Below are 21351 nucleotides of genomic sequence, written 5' to 3'. Positions count from 1 at the left end.
AGTATAAGCACAATTAATAAATCAAGTTTATTCGTGCATTCGCCTTATTATCTTATAAATTACGGCATTTTCCATAACAAGTGGCGATGTATGAGAAAAAAATACAATGCCATCCGTTGGAGAATATATCTGACTCTTTACGTCGCCCTCATAAGGATCTACTATCTCAGCTAACAATTCTCCACGTGATACTGGATCACCTGGTTCTTTAAATCTTCTATAAAAGCCTGCACTATCCGTCTTAATTGGCATCAAATCTATCTCTTTAATTACACTAGCAATATATCCACTATGATTAGTATACTTTAGGATTCCCATTCTTGTTAAAAATCTAAGAACTGAGGACACTGCTTGCCTTGCAGATTTTTCATCTACTAAATCTGTACTATTCGTATAGATGGAAAATGCATTTGTTCCATTCATCTGCCAATTATAATTAAGTGTAGCTGTATCCATCGGTTTTGGCTCTCTTATAACAACATATGGTAAACCGAACAAATTCGCTAAACTCGGACTTTGATATCCAGTTTCCATCATTCTTACATGTGGAATAAAATCCCCTGGCATATAAAAACTCGCGAATTGGATTCCATAACTGTAGCCTTTTACGTTTTCGAAAAGTGCAGCTGCAATTTGCTTGGTTGTATCTCCATCTGCTTGTCCAGGAAATACTCTATTAATATCAATATTATCGATTGCCCAAAATCTTTTCTGAACATTCATTGAATAATGATTAACGGATGGTACCACTAATATCTGCTTACCATGACTAATCGCTCCATGTTGCTCTAAGTCCTTAAGCGCTTTGATGATTTGAGAACAGATATATAACTGTTGCATCTCATTACCACGCATCGCACCTACTATGCATGCAGCTTTTTCTCCAGTGCCAAACTTGTAGCCTTCAATTTCAAATTTTTCTCTATATACTCCTTTAAGAGAAAATATAACTTCCTTTGTCATAGCACTCCTCACTAATTCCATTCGATTCTAGTTGATTGAATTTGAATTATGTTTTTATCTATTATCTCGCATCATGTATTATTCTCGCTAATAAAGCTCCCTTATATACAACGGGATTCTCACGTAATGTAAAAATTATCCCATCAAAAGGTGACTCTATCATTTGAAGAATTGTACCTGAAATTGGCTCTAGCAAATCTCCAATATGTTCTCCTTTTTTTACAATTCCGAGATTTTCTATTGCTGCTACAAAAATACCTGATTCACTAGCATGGAAAAAGCTTACTTCGCCTTCCGTTGAAATAATAGGTTCTTTTACAAATGGCTTATTATCTTCCCATATTCCCATTTCAATTAACAGATTAAATATTCCTTCAATCAATTGCTTACAATAACTATTTGTAATCCTCATGCCAACGCCCATCTCAATTACTAGAGTCGGAACGCTCATATTATTAAGGCTATAAGCAAGTGTCGCTTCAAGTACTGTAATTGAAGAATATATCCATATGAAATCCGCATTAAGCATTTTTGCATATGGCAGAAGTTTTTCTGCGCACTCTTCATTCAATCTTACTTGTGGGGCTTCTTTAATAAATGTATTGCTTGAATGAATGTCTAAGCATAAATCACTTCCAATGATATCATTTATAACTCCGGCAGCCACATACTCTGCCATTGCTCCATTATTATCTCCCGGGAATACCCTATTCATATCCAAATCAAACATTGGAATCCCTCTATAACCAGTATCTATCCCAAGGGGATTTAAGGCTGGATACACATCAACAATCCCTTTTAACTTTTCTGGATGCTCGTTGATTCTTCTGATAACTTCATAACACACATACTGCCCATCTAATTCATCGCCATGTGTACCTGTAACTAATGAAAGTCTCTTTTCTTTCCCAGTATAATCCTTAGGTGCAAGTCTATTTTTATGGATTATTATCTTTTCATACACTGGCATATCAACTGATACTACTTGTTCTATCATAAGATATTTTTCCTTTAAAATTTATTTTTACTAATCCCTTATATAATTTTCATTTAGATCAATTATAAAATATTATAAAACAATTATATATCATTTGCACTGTTTTTTTACTTAAATACTTAAATTCAAACTTAAATTAAGTTCCAGAACTCCTTAGACACCTCAGTAATTGTATTCTTATTCACCGAAAAAAAAGAATCCCACTCTCTTGGAAAGATTTTTAGATAATCTCTATTTAAAAATCTTTCATCCAGTAGCATAATGATTCCTTTATCATCATCCGTACGAATAACTCGTCCAGCTGCTTGTAAAACTTTATTCATTCCAGGATACACATAGGCATAATCGTATCCATTCTTCTCATTTTCGTCAAAATATTTTCTTAATATCTGGCGCTCATTACATATCATAGGTAACCCCGTACCAACTATGATTGAACCAACCAAACAATCGTTTTTTAAATCGATACCTTCTGAAAATATTCCTCCTATTACACAGAACCCAATAATGCTTTTTGCAATGACACTCGTCTGAGTGAAATTAGTCTGAGTAAGGTTAGTTTGAGTGAAATTAGTTTCGGTGAAATTCAGCAAAAATTCTTCTCTATCCTTTTCATTCATTGAAGAATTCTGTTTTATTATCTTAAAATCACCTTTATCATATTCGGTGTACCCCAAAGAGATCATTTCATTATATACAGCTTCCATAAAACTATAGGAAGGGAAAAATACCATGTAATTACCTTGATGAGCATCTATGATTTGCTTGATGTATTCACATATTTTTTGATATTCTGAAATATTTCTTCTTGTGTATTTACTGCTAACATCATTTGCAATCATTAATCTTCTTTTATTCACATCAAATGGTGACTCTGCATATATTGCATAATCTTCTAAATTCCCAGTCAACATTTCTTTGAAATATTGAATCGGAAGTAATGTAGCAGAAAAAAATATTGTACTAATACCTTGTTGGATGCAGCTACTAATATTAGTAGATGGGTCAACGCAAAACAAATGCAGTAGGAATCTTCCATCTTCCGAATATTCCGTATATATAATATACTTATCATCTAATATTTCGTACATATTAAGGAAATGCCTAACCTTCAAGTAGAATTCAGAAAGCTTATCCTTATGTTCAAACTTCCTATGTTCTTCGTTGAATTTTTGCATCTGAAAAAACACGCGCTCTAATCCCATTATAAAATGACTTGTTGAATCAAGTATTTGATAATTCTCGCATTCTCTTTTTAATTCTAGTAATGCCTTATTAGACATTTCAAGAGCACTTTCTAACCTCTTATCTATTCCTTTTACTAATTTTTTAACTTCTAAGAATTCCTCTTTGCAAAGCTGGGCACTATACATACTCCTTGCTCTTTCTACAAGATTGTGAGCCTCATCTACGAGGAAGATAAATTCGCCCTTATTACCATCAAAGAAATATCTTTTCAAATGTACATTAGGATCAAACAAATAATTATAGTCACAAATAATTCCATCACACCAATAAGTCACATCTAAAGACATCTCGAAGGGGCATACATTATGTTTTACAGCATATTCTACGATTTTATCTCTATCAATACTGTATTCGTGGGAAACAATGTCAAATACTGCATCATTTACCCTATTAAAATGTCCGTTCGCGCAGCTACATGCAACAGGATTACATTCTCGTTCCTCAAGAATACATATTTTATCTTTCGCAGTGAGTGTCACTGTACGAAACATAAGATTATTTTTTCTTAAAAGATTAAACGTGTCTTCTACCACTGTTCTTGTTATTGTTTTAGCGGTTAAATAAAATATTTTATCCGCCAGTTCTTCTCCAACCGCCTTAACTGCTGGATAAACTGTAGATATTGTCTTCCCGACTCCAGTCGGTGCTTGAATAAACAAATTCTTATTACGTGCAATTGTCCTATACACGTCTGCTGCTAACTCTTTTTGTCCTTTTCTATATTCAAATGGAAATTCTAATTCTTTAATTGATTGCTGCCTGATTTTTTTTGTTTCGAATAAAAAATCGGTCCACTTTTCGAACTGCTCTAACAAATCTTCAAACCACTTTGAGAGCATGTCAAATGAATATTGTTCATTAAATATTTTCGTAAGTTCATTTTCGACATTGCAATAGGTTACTTGAACATTAATCGATTCTAGCTCATGTGTAACTGCAAATATATATGCATAACACAACGCTTGCGCCTTATGAACATATATTGGCTCGGATATTTTGCTAATATCTGCTTGGGTACTTTTTATCTCATCTATTGTTACATCGGTAATCGGAATCTTATTACCCTCTTCATCTTCTTCGAAATCGCAGATAATACCATCTGCTCTACCTTCTAGCGTTATCACATAAGCTTCTTTATGTTCTACTAAAACATCAAGTTTTAATGGAACCTCTGCCTTATATGAAGGTCCCATGCTTTTCTGAATCTTCTTGTGTATTCTTGTTCCCTCTTGCATAGCCTTCATATCTGACATTCCGCTCGTACGATTGTCAATATCCCCACCACAGCATATAAATTCAACAAGATTTCTCACTGATATTCTAATGTTATTATTCTTAATTAAATACATATTATCTTCCAAACATTCTTAGCTTATTTTTGAACCATAGAAATATGTTTTACAAAATATTTTCTGCAAAATCATGCTCTATAAATATAATACCCTAAAATGAATTTCTTGACCATAGCTATATTATATACATTCTAGACAAAAATAGATGTGATGCTATTTTATAAACCTGTACTTATCAATAATTAGAGGAATATAAAATAGCGACTTGAATTTCCCGAAATGCAAGAAATTTAAATCGCCATTTTATTGGTTTTCACATAATTTAAAATAATTAATTTTATTCTTCTTAATGTTCCATTCTTATTTTTTGCTGAAAAACTTCGTTTTTCAACTTTGATGCATCTAATAATACAATTAAACGTTTTTCTACTTTTCCGATTCCTTTTAGACTATTATTTCCAATTTGAGATATTACTGAATTTAATTGTTCTATTGAACTATCATCAAAATTAATTATCTCGGATACATCATCTACAATTAAGGCAAGCATTATATCTTCTAATTCAACAATAAGTAATCTACTGTCCAAGGATACATTCGTTTGTTCAAATCCAAATCTTTTACTCAAATTAATTACTGTAATCACTTTACCTCTTAAATTAATTACGCCTTCTACATATGACGGCATATTGGGTATTTGTGAAATTTGTTTTGGAATACGTATGATTTCTTGCGCATATGAAATCTCAATACCATACTCTTCCTTATTTAGCATAAATACTATATATGATATAGCACTCACTTTTACGCCACCTCCTTCTTACTTATATACAACTTACTTTTCGTGTGCCATCGAATTAAGTTCATTCGTTAATGCTAGAATCTCCTCAACACTTGCTGTCGTTTCTTGTATCGCAGCTGACTGTTGTTCTGTATTTTCCATTGTCGAATCAGATATTTTCAAAGTCTTTTGCACCGATTTTTGAATATTATCGGTTAATTTCACTATTTCCATTGCGGTTTCTTTTGAACTCTGTGAAAGCGATCTTATTTCAGTGGCTACCACTGCGAAACCTCTTCCTGCTTCTCCAGCTCTTGCTGCTTCAATTGCTGCATTAAGACCAAGCATTTTTGTTTCTTCTGCAATGCTCTTAATTGATTCTAATATAACATTAATTTGTTCTGAAATTGTTTTAACATTAATAATTTCTGCATTAAGCGTAATCTGATTCTCATTTACATTAACGGATGATGCTGCAAGTTCTTCCATAACAGCTGAAATCTGCGTGAAGTTTTCTACCAAGTCGGTGCTCATACTTTTCAGTTTATACTTTTGATATCCTATCTGAGAAAGTGCATTTGCTACAATAAATAGAACCTCAGCTGCTGCCTCTATATTTTTTTGTGTTATCATCTTAATTTGAGCTGCTGCTTCAACAAACTGCTCCTCGTCAACTCCAATTTCTTTTGCTGTTTTCCTTAAGCTTTGTTCTTCTGACTTTGATGTAAGTATTTGTCCACCAAGAATTGTACCAATTTGTATTCCATCAACAATAATAGGAGCTGCAAAATCAATAAGTCCTGCATGACATGTATATACATATGGTCTTCCTGTTCTTGCAGCTTCTTGACCACCCTTTTTGTGAGACTCTGCGCACCTATCATCCCCAATCTTAGTTGAATGAACAAAATCCACACAAAATCTTGTATACGAGCTTGGCTTTGTTACAGGCTCACCGTCTACATCTACTGTTACACTTGCGAGATTCATACTTTCTGCGAAATTGTCTTGAAATCTCTGAAGCAATTCTAAATCCAAAACATCTTTTAATTCAATTTTTTTATTTTCCATCATTTTTCTCCTCAAGTGATTTCAAACCACTTTTTTTTATTTTAGATAAACATTAATATTTAATGCTATTTTCTTTAGTTTCACTAAATAGATTCAACGAACTATTTCTCCAGTCCTATGCTTTGTTGAAAAACTTCAGTTTTCAACTTTGATGCATCTAATAATATAATTAAACGTTCTTCTATTTTACCGATTCCTTTTAAGCTATTGTTTCCAATCTGAGCTATTAATGAACTTAATTTTTCTATTGAACTATCTTCAAAGCTAATAATCTCTGACACATCCTCTACGACTAATGCAAGCATTGTATTATCTAATTCGACAATAAGCAATCTACTGTCCGTAGTCAGTTTCGTTTCTTCAAACCCAAACCTTTTACTTAAATTAATTACCGTAAGCACTTTACCTCTTAAATTAATTACACCCTCTACATATGACGGCATATTAGGTATCTGTGAAATTTGTTTTGGAATACGTATGATTTCTTGGGCATATAAAATCTCAATTCCATACTCTTCCTTATTTAGCATAAATACTATATATGATATTGAACTCACTTTGTATGTCACCTCCTTCTTTCCGTTGTTAACTGCTCTTGATTTTATAACTATCGATTTCTTCTTGTTTTCAGCATTGAACAAAATGAATTCTGATTTGAAATAATTTAGCATTTTTATCTTAACGTGATATATTAATGGCTTTCATAAGAAACATATGATGTGTTGATCACTGATTTTTCGAATTTCTGTATAATAGTAATTGGTTTTCCATATCCTAAGGTGAAATATGAACAACCTTGTCTATCTCGCCATTCCTCAGTTTCACTTTAGCACCTATTAAGTGAGAAGTTATATTTAATAAAAACGAGGTTCTATTATGAACAATAGCATTTGAGATAAGTATAATCAATAGTTTAAACTCAAACGGTAGTATTTTAGCCCTAAACGGGAAATTTTAGATATATACTAAAGTTTAGGAAGTTAAAAGATTAGATTTAGACATCAAAAAAATCACCTACTGGTTACTAAGTAAGTGATTTAGTAAATGATTTATATGTTATACCATTTTACTTTTTTTTAGATAATTATTTGCTATCCAATATAATTCTTAGTGCATCAAGCTGAACTGCTTTCTTTTTATGATGATTATAATCCGAATTCTAAATACATTTTATTCCACTATATAAGCGCTTACTATTTCATAATAATATTAACTAATAGTAAACATAATTTTCCTTTAGAATATCGTACCAACATGGGAAGCAAAAATCATATAAATATGTGACTAATTAACATATCCTGCTTAAGGATATTTATTTTATATGAAGAAACGAAAAAAAACTTTTACATATATTTTCTATATCTTAATGGCATTAATTGCTGCTGTAACTTTTTATTCTTTCTTTCTTCAATTGCTATCGTGTCAAAGAATCTATTCCAGAGTAGCTGATACTTTTCTTCATTCTCTGACTTATTGGAAAATCGATTTAAATCTTGTTCCGATATATTATTAGTCAATATGAATCCATATCCATCCCTATGAACAGCTGCAATATTTCTTGTCGTATCGAGAATAACCCAGTTCTCATTATGAAGTCTATCGGCAAAATGTTGAGCAACTATCGATACAACATTCACTAACGGATTAATCTTAGCTGATAAGATTCCATTCTCTAATTCACAAAATCTAACAAAGCCAAGATACCTGTGAGCCTCATTGCCCACCTTTCTTGCCAACTCAAAGACTTTCATTACCGATTCATCCTGTAGATAATGAATAATATCTTTGCCTATACGAAAAGCTTTTAAAAGGAATTCGTAAATATACTGTGCTTTATCTGGATTATCTGACAATGATGCCCTGTATATATATAAATAAACTTCTTGTGATATCTTATTATGAATCGAGGCAGCAACTTTTGCAGCTAATTCAGAATCCGTTTTCACTTCGATATATTCAGTGAATAACGTCATTGTCTTCATGCCTTTGACTTCGATTGACGTCTTACTTGTCCCAATTTCCCAAGCCTTATATATCGCTGTAAATATCCCATCAACTGAATCTTCGCATACGCATGTTATCTTATCCATACTGGATTCTCCTTTTTTAAATTGTAGAAATACGCTTATATTCAATTATAAATCACACCTAATTTGTAAGCGTCATAAATTTCTGATTACATCTGACCTGCAAGCGCCTAATATATTCTGCTTACATCTGACCTGCCAGTGCTTTTATCCCTTCCATATGATCGGGCAAAATATTGTATCCAACATCATCAAAAATCGATAGCTGTTTATAGCTATTATGATTTTCTATTTCAAATGTTTTTCTTTTATCTATACCTATTAAATTACTTGTAATATAATTTTCTTCAATCTTCGTGTCATACATCATCTTACCTACGCATGTTATAAAGTATAGTGCTCGTTTCAATACAACACCCATCTTTTTGATATCTTCAAAACTTAGATTTGAACTCCTTCTAGCTTTGACAATTCTCTTAGCAGAATTGACGCCAATACCTGGTACTCTAAGTAGTGTATAGTAATCTGCTCTGTTAATCTCTACTGGGAATTGTTCCAAATGTCTGATAGCCCAATCGCACTTAGGATCTAATAAAACATTGAAATTAGGCTTATCTTCAGATAATAATTCATTGGACTTAAATCCATAGAACCTAAGCAACCAGTCCGCCTGATACAATCTATGCTCTCTTAAAAGTGGAACGCCTCCCAACTGCGCTGGTAAAGTGGAATCCTTATTCACATTAATAAATGCTGAATAAAATACCCTTTTCAAATCATATTGATTATAAAGTGCCTCTGCTACTGTAACAATCTGATAATCGCTTTCTGCAGTTGCTCCAATTATCATCTGCGTACTCTGGCCAGCTGGCACAAACTTGGGCTTATTCTGAGTTGCTAGCGCATAATCCATGCTGGATATATTCGTGATTATCTGCTTATTTGAAGACTCTTCAAAATTCAGTTCTGCATTGGATAAAATTAAATTCTTACTGGCATTATAGCTTTTATTGCTTCCAATCACATTCTGATTTTTGTTATCAATAATTCCGTTTTGAATCTGCCTCATAGGAGTCAAAATATTTTTCCTGGTCTTATGAGGCGCCAATGATTTTAGCCCGTCTGCTGTTGGAAGCTCTAGATTCACACTCATTCTATCTGCGTACCATCCGGCAGCCTCTATCAAATCTGGTGAAGCTCCAGGAATACCTTTTAAATGAATATAACCCCCAAAGTGATACTTTTCTCTAAGCAACATTACCGTCTCACATAATAGTTTCATCGTATAATCTGGACTCTTCACAATTCCAGAGCTCAAGAACAGACCTTCAATATAATTCCTTCTATAAAATTCCATTGTGAGCGAGCAAACTTCTTCCGGAGTAAATGTAGCTCTTACGACATCATTCGAAGATCTATTCACGCAGTACTTACAATCAAACACACACTCATTCGTAAATAATATCTTCAATAGTGAAATACATCGTCCATCGGCCGAAAAGCTATGGCAGATTCCACATGCTTGTGCATTTCCCATTCCCTGCCCATTGTTCTTTTTATCAACACCACTAGAAGTGCAGGCGACGTCGTATTTTGCAGCATCAGACAATATTGTTAACTTCTCCATTGTCGTCATTTCATTTTGAATTATCATATCAATACCTACTATTCTTTACATGAAATTATTAATAAAAACTCCATTACTTGTTTCATCACTCAATTCGATGATTTTAAATGCTCGACTTTGAATGCATGATTTCGAATGTATGTTCTTTGATATTATTTTACCACTGTTTTCGTGCAAGAACAAGTGTTTGTTTCAAAAAAAACAAAACCCTATTTTCATAACGAAATTAGGGTTTCTCATTAATCTCTATGTAATTATAACTATATATTGTCTCCTCATACACTTCTTCAACAATATCTTCTTCATAAATCTCTTGATCCTCTTTGTAGGTTTGAATCTCTTCATTAATGGATAGCATCTTTTTATCGAGAAAGCTTACAATATCTGCGCATTCCTTAAGTTCTCTACGGATATGCTCCGGTGAATTCCCATCAAACTTATAATACATCTTATGCTCTAAGCTTGCCCAAAAATCCATTGCGATTGTTCGAATCTGTATCTCTACCTTGGTATTAACCACTCTATTCGATAAAAATATTGGTATTGTAATTATCATATGATAACTCATGTACCCATTCGGCTTTGGATTACAGATGTAATCTTTTACTTTTAGAACTTCCACATCACTTTGCCTCGAGATTAACGCAGCAATATTATAAATATCGGAAGTAAATGAACAGATAATTCGAATACCTGCCACATCATTAATACACTTCAAAACATTTTCAATTGTTACTTGCAAACCTTTGTGTTTAAGTTTTTTAGAAATGCTTTCTGGTGTTTTTAATCGTGAAGTAATATGCTCAATCGGATTATATTGGTGATTCAATTTAAATTCATTATTTAATATCTCTAACTTCGTATTAATTTCCTTCAATGCAGAATCATAAATCAATAACGTTTTACTCCACAAATCTTCTTCATAATAAATCATTGGTAATTCCATATATTAACACCTATATTTTCTTAATAATTAGAAACCTTTATTGAACTAATCTCTTTCTTAATTATAGTTCTTTTCCGAGACATAATCAATTAATTTAGTATTAAATATATTATAAATATTAATGGATATATCGAAACATTTATATTACTTGATTTTTTTCTAACCACTTTATGGTTACAAATTATCATTAATTAGTTCAGTTTATTTCTTAACAACTTAACAATCTTTTTTAATTCCATATCATACTGCTTTAATATGAAAATATTAATAATTAACGCAAAAATAAAGGATTGAAAAATACTCAATCCTTTATTATACAAATCGTTATATTTTTATTGAATCACTTGTTAAGTAATTCAGCAATCTCTTTCGCAGTTTCCAATTTCATAACTTCTTGTGCTAGTTTATCAGCTGCTTCCTTACTTACTTCTGATATCACTTTTCTTGTTGCAAGTATTGAAGATGGACTAACACTGAATTCATCTAACCCAAATGATATAAGAAGTGGAATCAGGGCTTTGTCGGCTGCTGATTCGCCACACATTCCAACTGGAATTGAGGCCTTTTTACCACACTCTATTACATGTTTTATAGATCTTAGAACTGCTGGATTATATGCAGAATATAGATATGCTACTTTCGCATTTCCTCGGTCCACTGCCATTGTATACTGTGTAAGGTCATTGGTCCCAATACTGAAGAAATCGACTTCTTTGGCAAGAATATCAGCGATGGATACAGCCGCTGGTGTCTCAATCATAACCCCAATTTTAATATCTTTGTTATAAGAAATACTTTCTCCGTCAAGTTCAAGCATATATTCTTTCACTAATTTCTTAACACTTCTAATTTCATCTACACAAGTTACCATCGGTACCATTATTCGAATGTCACCGAACGCACTGGCTCTAAGAAGTGCTCTAAGTTGTGGTTTAAATACATCTTCTCTTTGAAGACAAACTCTAATTGCTCTATAGCCTAGAAATGGATTATCTTCTTTTCCAAGATCAAGATATGGAATTTCCTTATCGCCACCTACATCAAGTGTTCTGATAATTACGGTCCCACCCTTTAATGCTATAACCGCCTTCTTATAAGCTTCGAACTGTTCTTTCTCGCTAGGCATTGTAGATTTATCCATAAACAAAAATTCTGTTCTAAATAATCCAACACCTTCCCCATCACACGCTGTTACTGTAACAGCGTCTTCAGGTTTTCCGATATTTCCAAATAACTCAACTTCTAGCCCATCGGCAGTCACTGTTTTTTTGCCAACATATGTTGAAAGTGCTTTCTTATATTCAATATAGGCGTGCTGTTTTTCAGAATATTGCAGTTTTATACTATCTGTTAGATTATCAATCACACATCCGTCAAAACCATCTACAACAAGTTCCTCACCATCTTTACATAATGAAGTAATATTTGCTACACTAAGCACTGCAGGTATCTCTAAAGCTCGAGCTAATATAGCCGAATGAGATGTTTTTCCACCAACTTCTGTAATAATTCCAACTACATTTTCTTTAATTATTCCAGCTGTCATTGAAGGCGTTAAATCTTTTGCAATTAATATTGTACCAGGCGCAACCGCACTAATATCTGCGACTTCAACCCCAAGCAAAATTTCAAGTAATCTTGTCTTAATATCACCGATATCACTTGCACGTTGCTTCATCATCTCATCTTCAATCCCTAAAAACATCTGTATAAATGTGTCACAGACTGTTGATACTGCTTCTTCAGAGCATTTATCAGACTTAATTGATTTCTCAATTTCCGAGCATACCATTGGATCTGATATCATCAGTATCTGTCCTTCAAGTATTTCTGACTCCTTTTGACCGATCTGATTTTTTATACGTTCTGCCATTGCCATCGTCTTGTCTGTAAAATCAGTAACCGCTTGTTCAAATCTGATAAGTTCTTGTTCAATACTTTTAGGAGTGTATGATGTATAAGAAAGACTTTTCTCTTTAATTATTACGACTTTTCCTATCCCAATTCCATCTGATGCAGCTATTCCCTTATACATAATTCCTCCTTCAAAAACATTCATTATCTAATTTCATAAGTTTTGCTATAGGCAAAAGCTTGCAGTGTAAAAAGCCTTTTCCTGCCTTCACATGTTCACAAGTTTTGCCGAAGGCAAAAGCTTGCAATGTGAAAAGCCTTGGCTTTTCACAATTTATGCTTCGCCAAATCCGCTTGCAACAAGTTCTGTGAATTTATCTAGTGCCGCTTGCTCGTCTGTACCATCACATTGTACTTCTATTTCAGCGCCAAATTTGATACAAGCAGCCATAACATTCATGATACTTTTGGCATTCACTACTTCACCATCTTTAATAATCGAAACTTCTGAATCAAATCCTTTTAATGCATTTGTTAAAATACCAGCTGGTCTCATATGAAGCCCCTGTGCATTGTTGATTGTAAATTTACTTGATACCATAATTCTTACCTCCTTTTTCATACAAATGATTGTATTCATTTATATAGATAATTTACGTGTGAAAGACCTTTTCCTTCACACGTATCATTATCTTTTTATATTTTTTTTATACTTGTAATTCTAATTATACTACAATTCTATTAAAAATCAAAATTTATATTTATTTACATATTTTTAATTGGTTTCTTTAATGTTGTTAAGATGATAGCTCCAACTACAGAACCAACTAATAAAGCAACTACATATCCTAATGTGTTTCCGACTACTCCGAATACAAATACACCACCATGAGGAGCTCTAAGTGTACAGTTCATAATAACCGAGATTGCTCCAGCTACTGCTGAACCAATAATACATGATGGAATAACTCTGATCGGATCAGCTGCTGCAAATGGAATTGCACCTTCTGAGATAAAACACAATCCCATAATATAATTAACAAAACCAGCTTCTCTTTGTTGTTTTGTCCATTTATTTCTAAAGAATGTTGTTGACAATGCGATTACCAATGGTGGAACCATACCACCAACCATAACTGCTGCCATTATAGGCGAAGCTACTGAGCCTCCTGCTGCATCAAAAAGTGTAGCTGTTCCGAATACATAAGCTGCTTTATTGATTGGTCCACCCATATCAACTGACATCATTCCTGCTACTACGATACCTAATAAGATCATATTTCCACTACCCAATGTGTTAAGGCCATTTGTCATAGCTGTGTTAATATTACCCACATAAGGATTAATAAACAACATTACAATACCAACAAGGAATATACCTGCTACCGGATAAATAAGGACTGGTTTGATACCTTCAAGACTTTTTGGCATTTTACTAAATAACTTTTTAAGTCCTAATACAATGAAACCACCTACGAAACCTGCAATCAATGCTCCAAGAAAACCTGGTGAAACGCCTTCTTTTACTACTACTAATGCTCCACCTGAAAATGATATTGATGCGCCTAACTTAGCAAGCATACCACCTACGAAACCAACTGCAAGTCCAGGTCTATCAGCAATACTCATTGCAATGTAACCTGCAAGAACTGGTAACATGAAGCTAAATGCAGTACCACCAATTGTCATAAACAATGCTGCTATTGGTGTTCCAGACCCAAAAGACGAAGCTTTATTTGGATCGAAAACATCCAACAAGAATGCAAGTGCGATTAGAATACCACCACCAATTACAAATGGAAGCATATTTGAAACACCATTCATTAAATGTTTGTATATCTGACGGCCCACGCCTTCGCCTTGACCAGATTCTTCTTCTGCGCCACCTTCATGGTGGTAAACAGGAACATTTCCGCTAATTACTTTTTCAATTAATTCCTGTGGTTTACTAATTCCATCAGAAACTTTCACTTTCAAAACTTTCTTACCATCAAATCTTGCCATTTCTACATTTTTATCTGCAGCAATAATAATACCATCTGCTTTTGCAATTTCTTCTTTCGTAAGAACATTCTGAGCGCCACCGGATCCATTTGTCTCAGCTTTTAGCGCATATCCTAATTCCTTACCTTTTAATTCAAGTGCTTCTGCTGCCATAAATGTATGTGCGATCCCTGTTGGGCAAGCTGTTACTGCAAGAATTCTAAATCCTGTATTTTCCATCTTTTGTCCTCCAAATTTTTCTGTTTCTTTTTGATCAACAATTTTCATGAACTCTTCAGGATTCTTAGCTGCTAGTAATTTTGCTCTAAATGTTGGATCCATAAGAATTTTATTAAGGTTTGCTAATACTTCAAGATGTATGTCGCTACCGCCTTCTGGCGCTGCAATCATAAATATCAAATTAGTTGGAGCTTGATCCATTGAATTACAATCAACTCCACCCGGTACTGTAATTGCTACAAGTCCTGGTTTTTTTACGGCCTTGTTCTTTGCGTGTGGAATAGCCAATCCTTCTCCGATGGCTGTTGTACACTGCGCTTCTCTTTCAAAAATCCCTCTTTTATATTCTTCTTTGTCACTGATATTTCCTAATTTTGCTTGTAAATCAATTAATATATCATAAGCTTCGTCTCTTGAAGCTGGGGATACATTTAATAATATACCCTCTTTTTTAAGTAAATCCGTAATTCTCATACTAAATTCCTCCTATACATTTTAGATGTTTTTTGCTTTTGTATCACATTATATTTCAGCCAATAATTCCTGTACAAATTCTCCAGACGCGAGTCCTTTTGAAAATGCGGTTGCACTTCCAGCTGCAGTTCCAAGTCTAAGTGCCATCCCATAATCACTCCATCTTAGATATCCTGCTATAAAGCCTGCAACCATAGAATCTCCTGCACCAACTGAATTTAACACCTTTCCTTTTGGTACCCCAATCTTGTAAAACTTTCCTCTTTCATCAATTAGTATGGCGCCTTCTCCAGCCATAGATATCAATACATTTTGTGCACCTTTTTTTTGAAGCTCTTTTGCATAATATGTTATTTCCTCATCCGTCTTTAATGTTACTCCAAACATTTCGCCTAATTCATGATTATTGGGTTTGATTAAAAATGGATGAAACTTCAAAACATTCATCAACAAGTCTTTCGTCGCATCTACAACAACTTTAACTTGCTTGCTCTCCACTCGAGCCATTATATTTTCATAGATATCATCTGGCATCGTAGTCGGAATACTTCCAGCTAATACTAATATATCGCCATCACTGATCTTATTAATTTTTTCAAATAATTCTTCTAAGGCGGTTGGTGTTATCGTAGGACCTTGACCATTAATCTCAGTTTCCTTACCTGACTTTATCTTTACATTTATCCTTGTCATTCCTTCTTCAAGTCGGATAAAATCGGCTGTAACGCCTTGTTCCTTAACGCCTTTTTCCATTGTGCTTCCTGTAAATCCTGCTACGAAGCCAAGCGCTATGCTATCAATGTCCAAATTTCTTAATACTGTTGAAACATTAATTCCTTTTCCTCCGTAGTACATTTGTTCATATGTTGTTCTATTCACTTCACCAATTGTCAAGTCATCTACTTGAACCACATAATCAATAGCTGGATTAAATGTCACTGTATATATCACTTATTCAACACCTCCTTAACTACTGTTGCTTTTCTGAACTTTTCATCCGGCAAATAATCTGTTATGATGCATGCCTTATCAATGTCCGAAAATGTAACAGATGTAACTTTTCCAAATTTCGTGTGATCTGTTAATATATAGGAAATATAACTTCTGTTAATCGCTTCTCGTTTCAAAAGCGCTTCCTCTAAATCTGGTGTTGTATACCCTTTATCAATGCTTATTCCATTTGTCCCAACAAAGCACTTTGTAAAGTTAAACTTCTTCAAGTTACTAATTGCATCGGCGCCAACAATAGCCTCCGTAGCTAACTTAAGTTCTCCTCCAATTACATATGCCTTACAACCTTTTTGGATCAGCTTCTTCGCATGTACAATACCATTTGTTACAAAGATTGCCTTAGTATTACTTATATAGTCAATCAACTTCTCAGTTGTTGTTCCTGCATCGATGAATATAAAATCATCATTATTAATAAGTGATGCTGCATACTTTCCAACTGAAGTTTTCTCTTCTATATTCAAAGTTGATTTTGTCTCCACATTCGCTTCAAATATTGTAAAATACTCATCAATTACAATTGCTCCACCATGAACTTTACTAAGTTTCCCAAGTTTGTCAAGAATCGTTAAGTCACGTCTAATTGTTGATTCTGAAGCATCAAGTTCATTTGTAAGCTCCGTAATAGATACCGTTTTCTTATCCTTAAGTATATTCAATATTAAGTTTTGTCTTTCAAGTGTCAACATGGCATATCTCCTTTTTTTTATAATACAATCATTTTCGGTCAATGTCAATCATTTTCTTTCATTTTCTTTCATAAATCATTATATATTTTATATTTTTAGTATTTTTTGTCATTATTATTCAAGCGCCTTCAAAACGGCACTTGACAATTACTATCAATATTGAGATATTTCCATTGTAGTATTGCCAAAAACGACCAAAAAGCTTCAAACATTTGATATTTCCCAAATGCTTGAAGCTTTTCTCACTTATACCAAAACCTTATTTCTTATGTACTAATTTCTTTTGTGCCTATACTTTTGTGCTTTTGTGCTTTTGTACTTTTGTACTTTTGTGCTTTTGTGCTTATGTACTTTTGTGCTTTTGTACTTTTGCCCTTCGCCCTTTCGCCTTTCTCCCCTTCGGTTTTAATTTCAGTCTCAACCCATGTCGAAATGTAGCCGGTGAATATTAATTTATAATGATGCATTTACCGCAGACCGGCTGAAAGCAGCGCCTATGTTTTTTCCTAGACTCAGATGAAAAATCGAACGAAGTGAGACTTTTCATCATCTCTGAGGCTAGCAAAAAAACAGGCTGCTTGAAGGAAAGGCAAGGTAAATACATCATTATAAATTAATATTCACTCAACCCCTCCCCTCAACCCTCCATGCACTAAAATCAAAACCAAACCTATATCTTCTTCTTATTAAATATAATCACTGCCGCCCAAATCAACCCCACAATTGCAACTATTGTAACAGACAACGATTTTATCACATCTGAAAAATCATACCCTTGTTCCAACATAGAGACGTTTCCAGACGCTAACAACACTGGGTTGTATGGCACAATTGCTGGGACAATATTGATTGTAAATAAAAGGATTAAAATCAACGCAGTAATTAATAAACAAGAATAACTGCTCTCCACTAAAGTGGAAGCAAATATGATCACTGCAAGTAAAAACAATCCAAATATCCATAAACATCCAACTGATGGAACAATGTTATATACATTATCATTTGGAAATAGATATACTGTGTATCCATAAGTTGTCAAAAGTGACAACACAAGGCTTACTGTCCAAAGAATTGAACCCACTGTGTATTTTGCAAATATTACAGTCTTACGAGGCAACCCTTTTGTCAATACATTAATCAAGGTACCTTTTGTGTATTCCCTTGTTAAAGTCCCACCAAATATAAGAACTAAAATCAGCAAACCCATCTGTCCATCATTTTTGAAGAATTGTATATATGAATCTTTAGCTGTCGGTACCGGTATCGTAAATGGAATACCCTGCAGATCCATTGACTTTATCAATTCTGGTGTTAGTTTCGCAATTACTGGCCCCATCATACCAAATATTAAAAATACTGCAAATAAGATTAATAGTTTGTACGTACGCGTGTTTTCCATAAACTCTTTTTTAACAAATGCCATATATCCTCTCATTTACTTAACCACCTCCATAAAAATACTTTCCAGGGTTGGCTCAAGTATTTCATATTTTAATATATATAACTGCTCTCCCGCAAGTTTATGAATGATACTGTTACCTGTTTTTTTCACATCATGTACTTTAATTGTAAGTGAGTTTTTTTCAACGATTATTTCTTTAATGTCTTCCATTTTTTCTAAACTGGAGTATGCCAGTTTCCTATCATTTTCACTCTCAAATTCAATATATATAATGTCATGTCGGTTGACTTCTTTTAATGCATTTATATTTCCTGAAATTGCAAGTTTTCCATCATTAATCATACCGATATTTTCGCAAACCCGCTCAACATCTGAAAGAATGTGTGTTGAAAATATTACGGTTGTCTTATCTTTTATAGAAAGGAGAATATCAAGGATATCTTTTCTTCCAACAGGATCAAGTGCGGAGGTTGGCTCGTCACAGATTAAAATTCTAGGCTCATTTAATAATGCCTGCGCAATTCCAAGTCGTTGCTTCATCCCTCTCGAAAATCCACCAATTTTTCGTTTCACATCAATAAGTCCAACTAATGTCAAGAGTTCTTCACTCTTTTCTTTGATTGCTTGCTTTGATAATCCAGTTATCTCTCCGCAAAGTTTAAGATATTCCATGGGTCTCATATAGCCATAAAACTCTGGTACATCAGGCAAAAATCCAATATATTTGTTGGTTTTTGTCTCCCCATAGGTTACCTTTTCGCCACATATTGTTATCGTTCCACTATCTAATTTTAACAAACCTAGTATCATCTTCATTGTGGTTGTCTTACCCGATCCGTTTTGGCCTAGAAATCCATAGATTGTATGCTCATCCACACTAAAGCTCAAACCATCAATTACCTTATGAGTTCCAAAGCTTTTGCACAAATTCTCTACTTTAAGTATTTCCACTATTCATCACCTCTGCCTAATGTAAAGTAAATGACTGGTCCAATAAACTGTACAATCAATACGATCACTACCCACATTATTTTATTTCCAAACTTGTAGTTCGGATGTCTCAAAACATGCACCAAAGCTATTATAGCCAAGGATAACTCTACTACAACTAATGGTATTAAAAATGGTAAAAGTTCTATTATCTGTGCTGTATTCATAATCCCTCACCTCTGCACTGCTTTCTTTGCATATCAAGTTTGTGAAACGCAATGCAGACACAAACTTGGGTATGAATCATAGAATCATTCATACTTTTTGACTTAGAGTTCCATAACATTTATAATTGCTGATACACTTTTAAATATACCAAATTATAATTCTTTGATAATTTCTTTATCTTTTAATCTCAAACATCAGTACTTTATATACTCTCTAGCATTTTAACTACACTTTTAAATCTTACATCATTGCTATATTGCTGAAATACTGGAGTTAGTGTTACTCCTTGTAGCATGCTTTGTTTTACAGTCTCTTCACTTCTTACCATCTCAGTTCCCAAATCAAGATTTGCCAATGCTCCATCAACCATATCAAAGAATTCATCTCCATGTAGCTTAAATGGAAATATGCCGCTAGCTGAAACTTTTGCATATTCTTCTAGTAATTCGAGCGTTTTTTCTTTGTTATTGATTGTTGCATAAGTTCCTGCTGCCGATAACAGCATTGTAATTACTATAGCTGGATGAAATCGCTTTACAGCAAATATTTTTTCTAATGCCAAAGCTCTTTCAACACATTCATCTAGCTTAACTGGATCATCTGTATTTAAGGTAAATAGCATTGGAAACGCACCAAACATCTCTACTATATTTTCATAAATCTGCATTTGTATCTTTTCTTTTGCCTTTGGTATATTTCCCATCATATAAAATGCTTGTGCAAATAATCCTCGGTTAGACATCGAAAGCGTATCCGTTCCTTCTAATAAAACAAGCACTTCAGCTGGATTATTCTGCATCAGACAACAGTATGCTTCCAAATACAACGCCTGTTTTGCTACATGTACATCATCTGTCTCTGATTTTACCCGTTCAAATAACTGCTTATCTTGTTCAATCACTTTTTGCGTCTTTTCCGTTGATCCAGCTAACATCGAATGATTTAATAGTAAAATTCCAATCTGTAGCAGTAGTGGAAAACACGAATAATATTTTTTTATGATTACATTGCACCTTTCATGTACAATATCAAAGGGTTCTTTTGCAAACTGATGACTGAGCTTATGATATAATTTCTTAATTTCTGTACTTTCCATCTGAGGCTCATATCCAATCAGTTCATCAATCGTTATGTCAAAATAAGTTGCTATATGAGGTAACATCGTAATATCTGGGTAGCTCTGTGCTGTCTCCCACTTTGAAATAGCCGCTTTTGACACTCCCAGATAATTAGCAAGCCCATCTTGCGTTATCTTCTTTTCTTTCCGTTTTACTGAAACTACTGAAGCAAGATTAATCTCTTTCATTTACAAAACTCCTATCTTGCCGCTTTAGCGGCACTTATATCAGGATGTGAATGTGGTTTTCATTCTCAATAGCTCCTATCTTGCCGCTTTAGCGGCACTTTAAATCAGGATGTGAATATGGTTTTCATTCACAATGGGCTCCTATCTTATCTATGAATTTATTATATTTCATGTGGTATTATTTTACAATCGAATCGAGGTTGATTTTGGTTGATTTTTTCAACTTGCAGTTGATTTGTACCAAAAAAGCTCCCAATCGTTTCTTCAACGATTGAGAGCTTC

The 21351-nt window shown here is 33.7% G+C and carries 18 protein-coding genes; all 18 read right to left on the bottom strand.

Annotated elements, in window-relative coordinates:
* Nucleotides 1-27: 27 nt before the first annotated feature.
* Nucleotides 28-963 carry a M14 family metallopeptidase gene (locus tag BMY18_RS14185; RefSeq protein WP_092455180.1) on the bottom strand — a complete coding sequence of 312 codons (936 nt, stop codon included), beginning with the start codon at nucleotides 961-963 and terminating at the stop codon, nucleotides 28-30.
* A 61-nt stretch (nucleotides 964-1024) separates the two neighbouring features.
* A complete protein-coding gene (locus BMY18_RS14180) occupies nucleotides 1025-1960 on the bottom strand; it encodes a M14 family metallopeptidase (protein WP_092455178.1) in 936 nt (311 codons plus the stop codon).
* Between the two features lie 131 nt (nucleotides 1961-2091).
* A complete protein-coding gene (locus tag BMY18_RS14175) occupies nucleotides 2092-4557 on the bottom strand; it encodes an ATP-dependent DNA helicase (protein ID WP_092455176.1) in 2466 nt (821 codons plus the stop codon).
* Nucleotides 4558-4846: 289 nt separating this feature from the next.
* On the bottom strand, nucleotides 4847-5302 hold the full coding sequence (locus tag BMY18_RS14170; protein ID WP_170841417.1) for a chemotaxis protein CheW: 456 nt from the start codon (nucleotides 5300-5302) through the stop codon (nucleotides 4847-4849).
* Between the two features lie 33 nt (nucleotides 5303-5335).
* On the bottom strand, nucleotides 5336-6352 hold the full coding sequence (locus tag BMY18_RS14165; protein WP_242941048.1) for a PocR ligand-binding domain-containing protein: 1017 nt from the start codon (nucleotides 6350-6352) through the stop codon (nucleotides 5336-5338).
* A 101-nt stretch (nucleotides 6353-6453) separates the two neighbouring features.
* Entirely contained in the window at nucleotides 6454-6909 is a 456-nt protein-coding gene (locus BMY18_RS14160; RefSeq protein ID WP_092455172.1) for a chemotaxis protein CheW, read from the bottom strand.
* Between the two features lie 786 nt (nucleotides 6910-7695).
* A complete protein-coding gene (locus tag BMY18_RS14155; protein WP_092455170.1) occupies nucleotides 7696-8442 on the bottom strand; it encodes a TIGR03915 family putative DNA repair protein in 747 nt (248 codons plus the stop codon).
* Nucleotides 8443-8563: 121 nt separating this feature from the next.
* The gene (locus BMY18_RS14150) at nucleotides 8564-10033 is read right to left on the bottom strand and encodes a putative DNA modification/repair radical SAM protein (protein WP_092455168.1); all 1470 of its coding nucleotides are present in this window, start codon (nucleotides 10031-10033) and stop codon (nucleotides 8564-8566) included.
* A gap of 199 nt (nucleotides 10034-10232) precedes the next feature.
* Complete coding sequence (locus BMY18_RS14145) at nucleotides 10233-10952, bottom strand: GTP pyrophosphokinase (protein ID WP_092455166.1); 720 nt, start codon at nucleotides 10950-10952, stop codon at nucleotides 10233-10235.
* Nucleotides 10953-11292: 340 nt separating this feature from the next.
* Nucleotides 11293-12987 carry a phosphoenolpyruvate--protein phosphotransferase gene (gene ptsP / locus BMY18_RS14140; RefSeq protein WP_092455164.1) on the bottom strand — a complete coding sequence of 565 codons (1695 nt, stop codon included), beginning with the start codon at nucleotides 12985-12987 and terminating at the stop codon, nucleotides 11293-11295.
* A gap of 153 nt (nucleotides 12988-13140) precedes the next feature.
* Nucleotides 13141-13407 (bottom strand): HPr family phosphocarrier protein, encoded by a 267-nt coding sequence (locus BMY18_RS14135; protein ID WP_092455162.1) that lies wholly within the window; start codon nucleotides 13405-13407, stop codon nucleotides 13141-13143.
* 164 nt (nucleotides 13408-13571) lie between these two features.
* Entirely contained in the window at nucleotides 13572-15503 is a 1932-nt protein-coding gene (locus BMY18_RS14130; protein WP_092455160.1) for a PTS fructose transporter subunit IIABC, read from the bottom strand.
* A 48-nt stretch (nucleotides 15504-15551) separates the two neighbouring features.
* Nucleotides 15552-16454, bottom strand: coding sequence for a 1-phosphofructokinase (pfkB, locus tag BMY18_RS14125; RefSeq protein ID WP_092455158.1), 903 nt, complete (start codon nucleotides 16452-16454; stop codon nucleotides 15552-15554).
* Nucleotides 16451-17203 (bottom strand): DeoR/GlpR family DNA-binding transcription regulator, encoded by a 753-nt coding sequence (locus BMY18_RS14120; RefSeq protein ID WP_092455156.1) that lies wholly within the window; start codon nucleotides 17201-17203, stop codon nucleotides 16451-16453. Before BMY18_RS14120 ends, pfkB begins: the two co-directional genes overlap by 4 nt.
* A 670-nt stretch (nucleotides 17204-17873) precedes the next feature.
* Nucleotides 17874-18638 carry an ABC transporter permease gene (locus BMY18_RS14110; RefSeq protein ID WP_092455152.1) on the bottom strand — a complete coding sequence of 255 codons (765 nt, stop codon included), beginning with the start codon at nucleotides 18636-18638 and terminating at the stop codon, nucleotides 17874-17876.
* A complete protein-coding gene (locus BMY18_RS14105; RefSeq protein ID WP_092455150.1) occupies nucleotides 18639-19556 on the bottom strand; it encodes an ABC transporter ATP-binding protein in 918 nt (305 codons plus the stop codon). It lies immediately after the preceding gene.
* On the bottom strand, nucleotides 19556-19762 hold the full coding sequence (locus tag BMY18_RS14100) for a PLDc N-terminal domain-containing protein (RefSeq protein ID WP_092455148.1): 207 nt from the start codon (nucleotides 19760-19762) through the stop codon (nucleotides 19556-19558). Before BMY18_RS14100 ends, BMY18_RS14105 begins: the two co-directional genes overlap by 1 nt.
* 203 nt (nucleotides 19763-19965) lie before the next feature.
* Nucleotides 19966-21069, bottom strand: coding sequence for a helix-turn-helix domain-containing protein (locus BMY18_RS14095; RefSeq protein ID WP_092455146.1), 1104 nt, complete (start codon nucleotides 21067-21069; stop codon nucleotides 19966-19968).
* Between the last annotated feature and the right edge of the window lie 282 nt (nucleotides 21070-21351).

It is taken from the genome of [Clostridium] fimetarium (assembly GCF_900111235.1).
Classification (GTDB): Bacteria; Bacillota; Clostridia; order Lachnospirales; family Lachnospiraceae; genus Clostridium_N; species Clostridium_N fimetarium.
The sequence above is the reverse complement of the archived record's forward strand: the minus strand, read 5'-3'. Positions and strand labels throughout refer to the sequence as shown.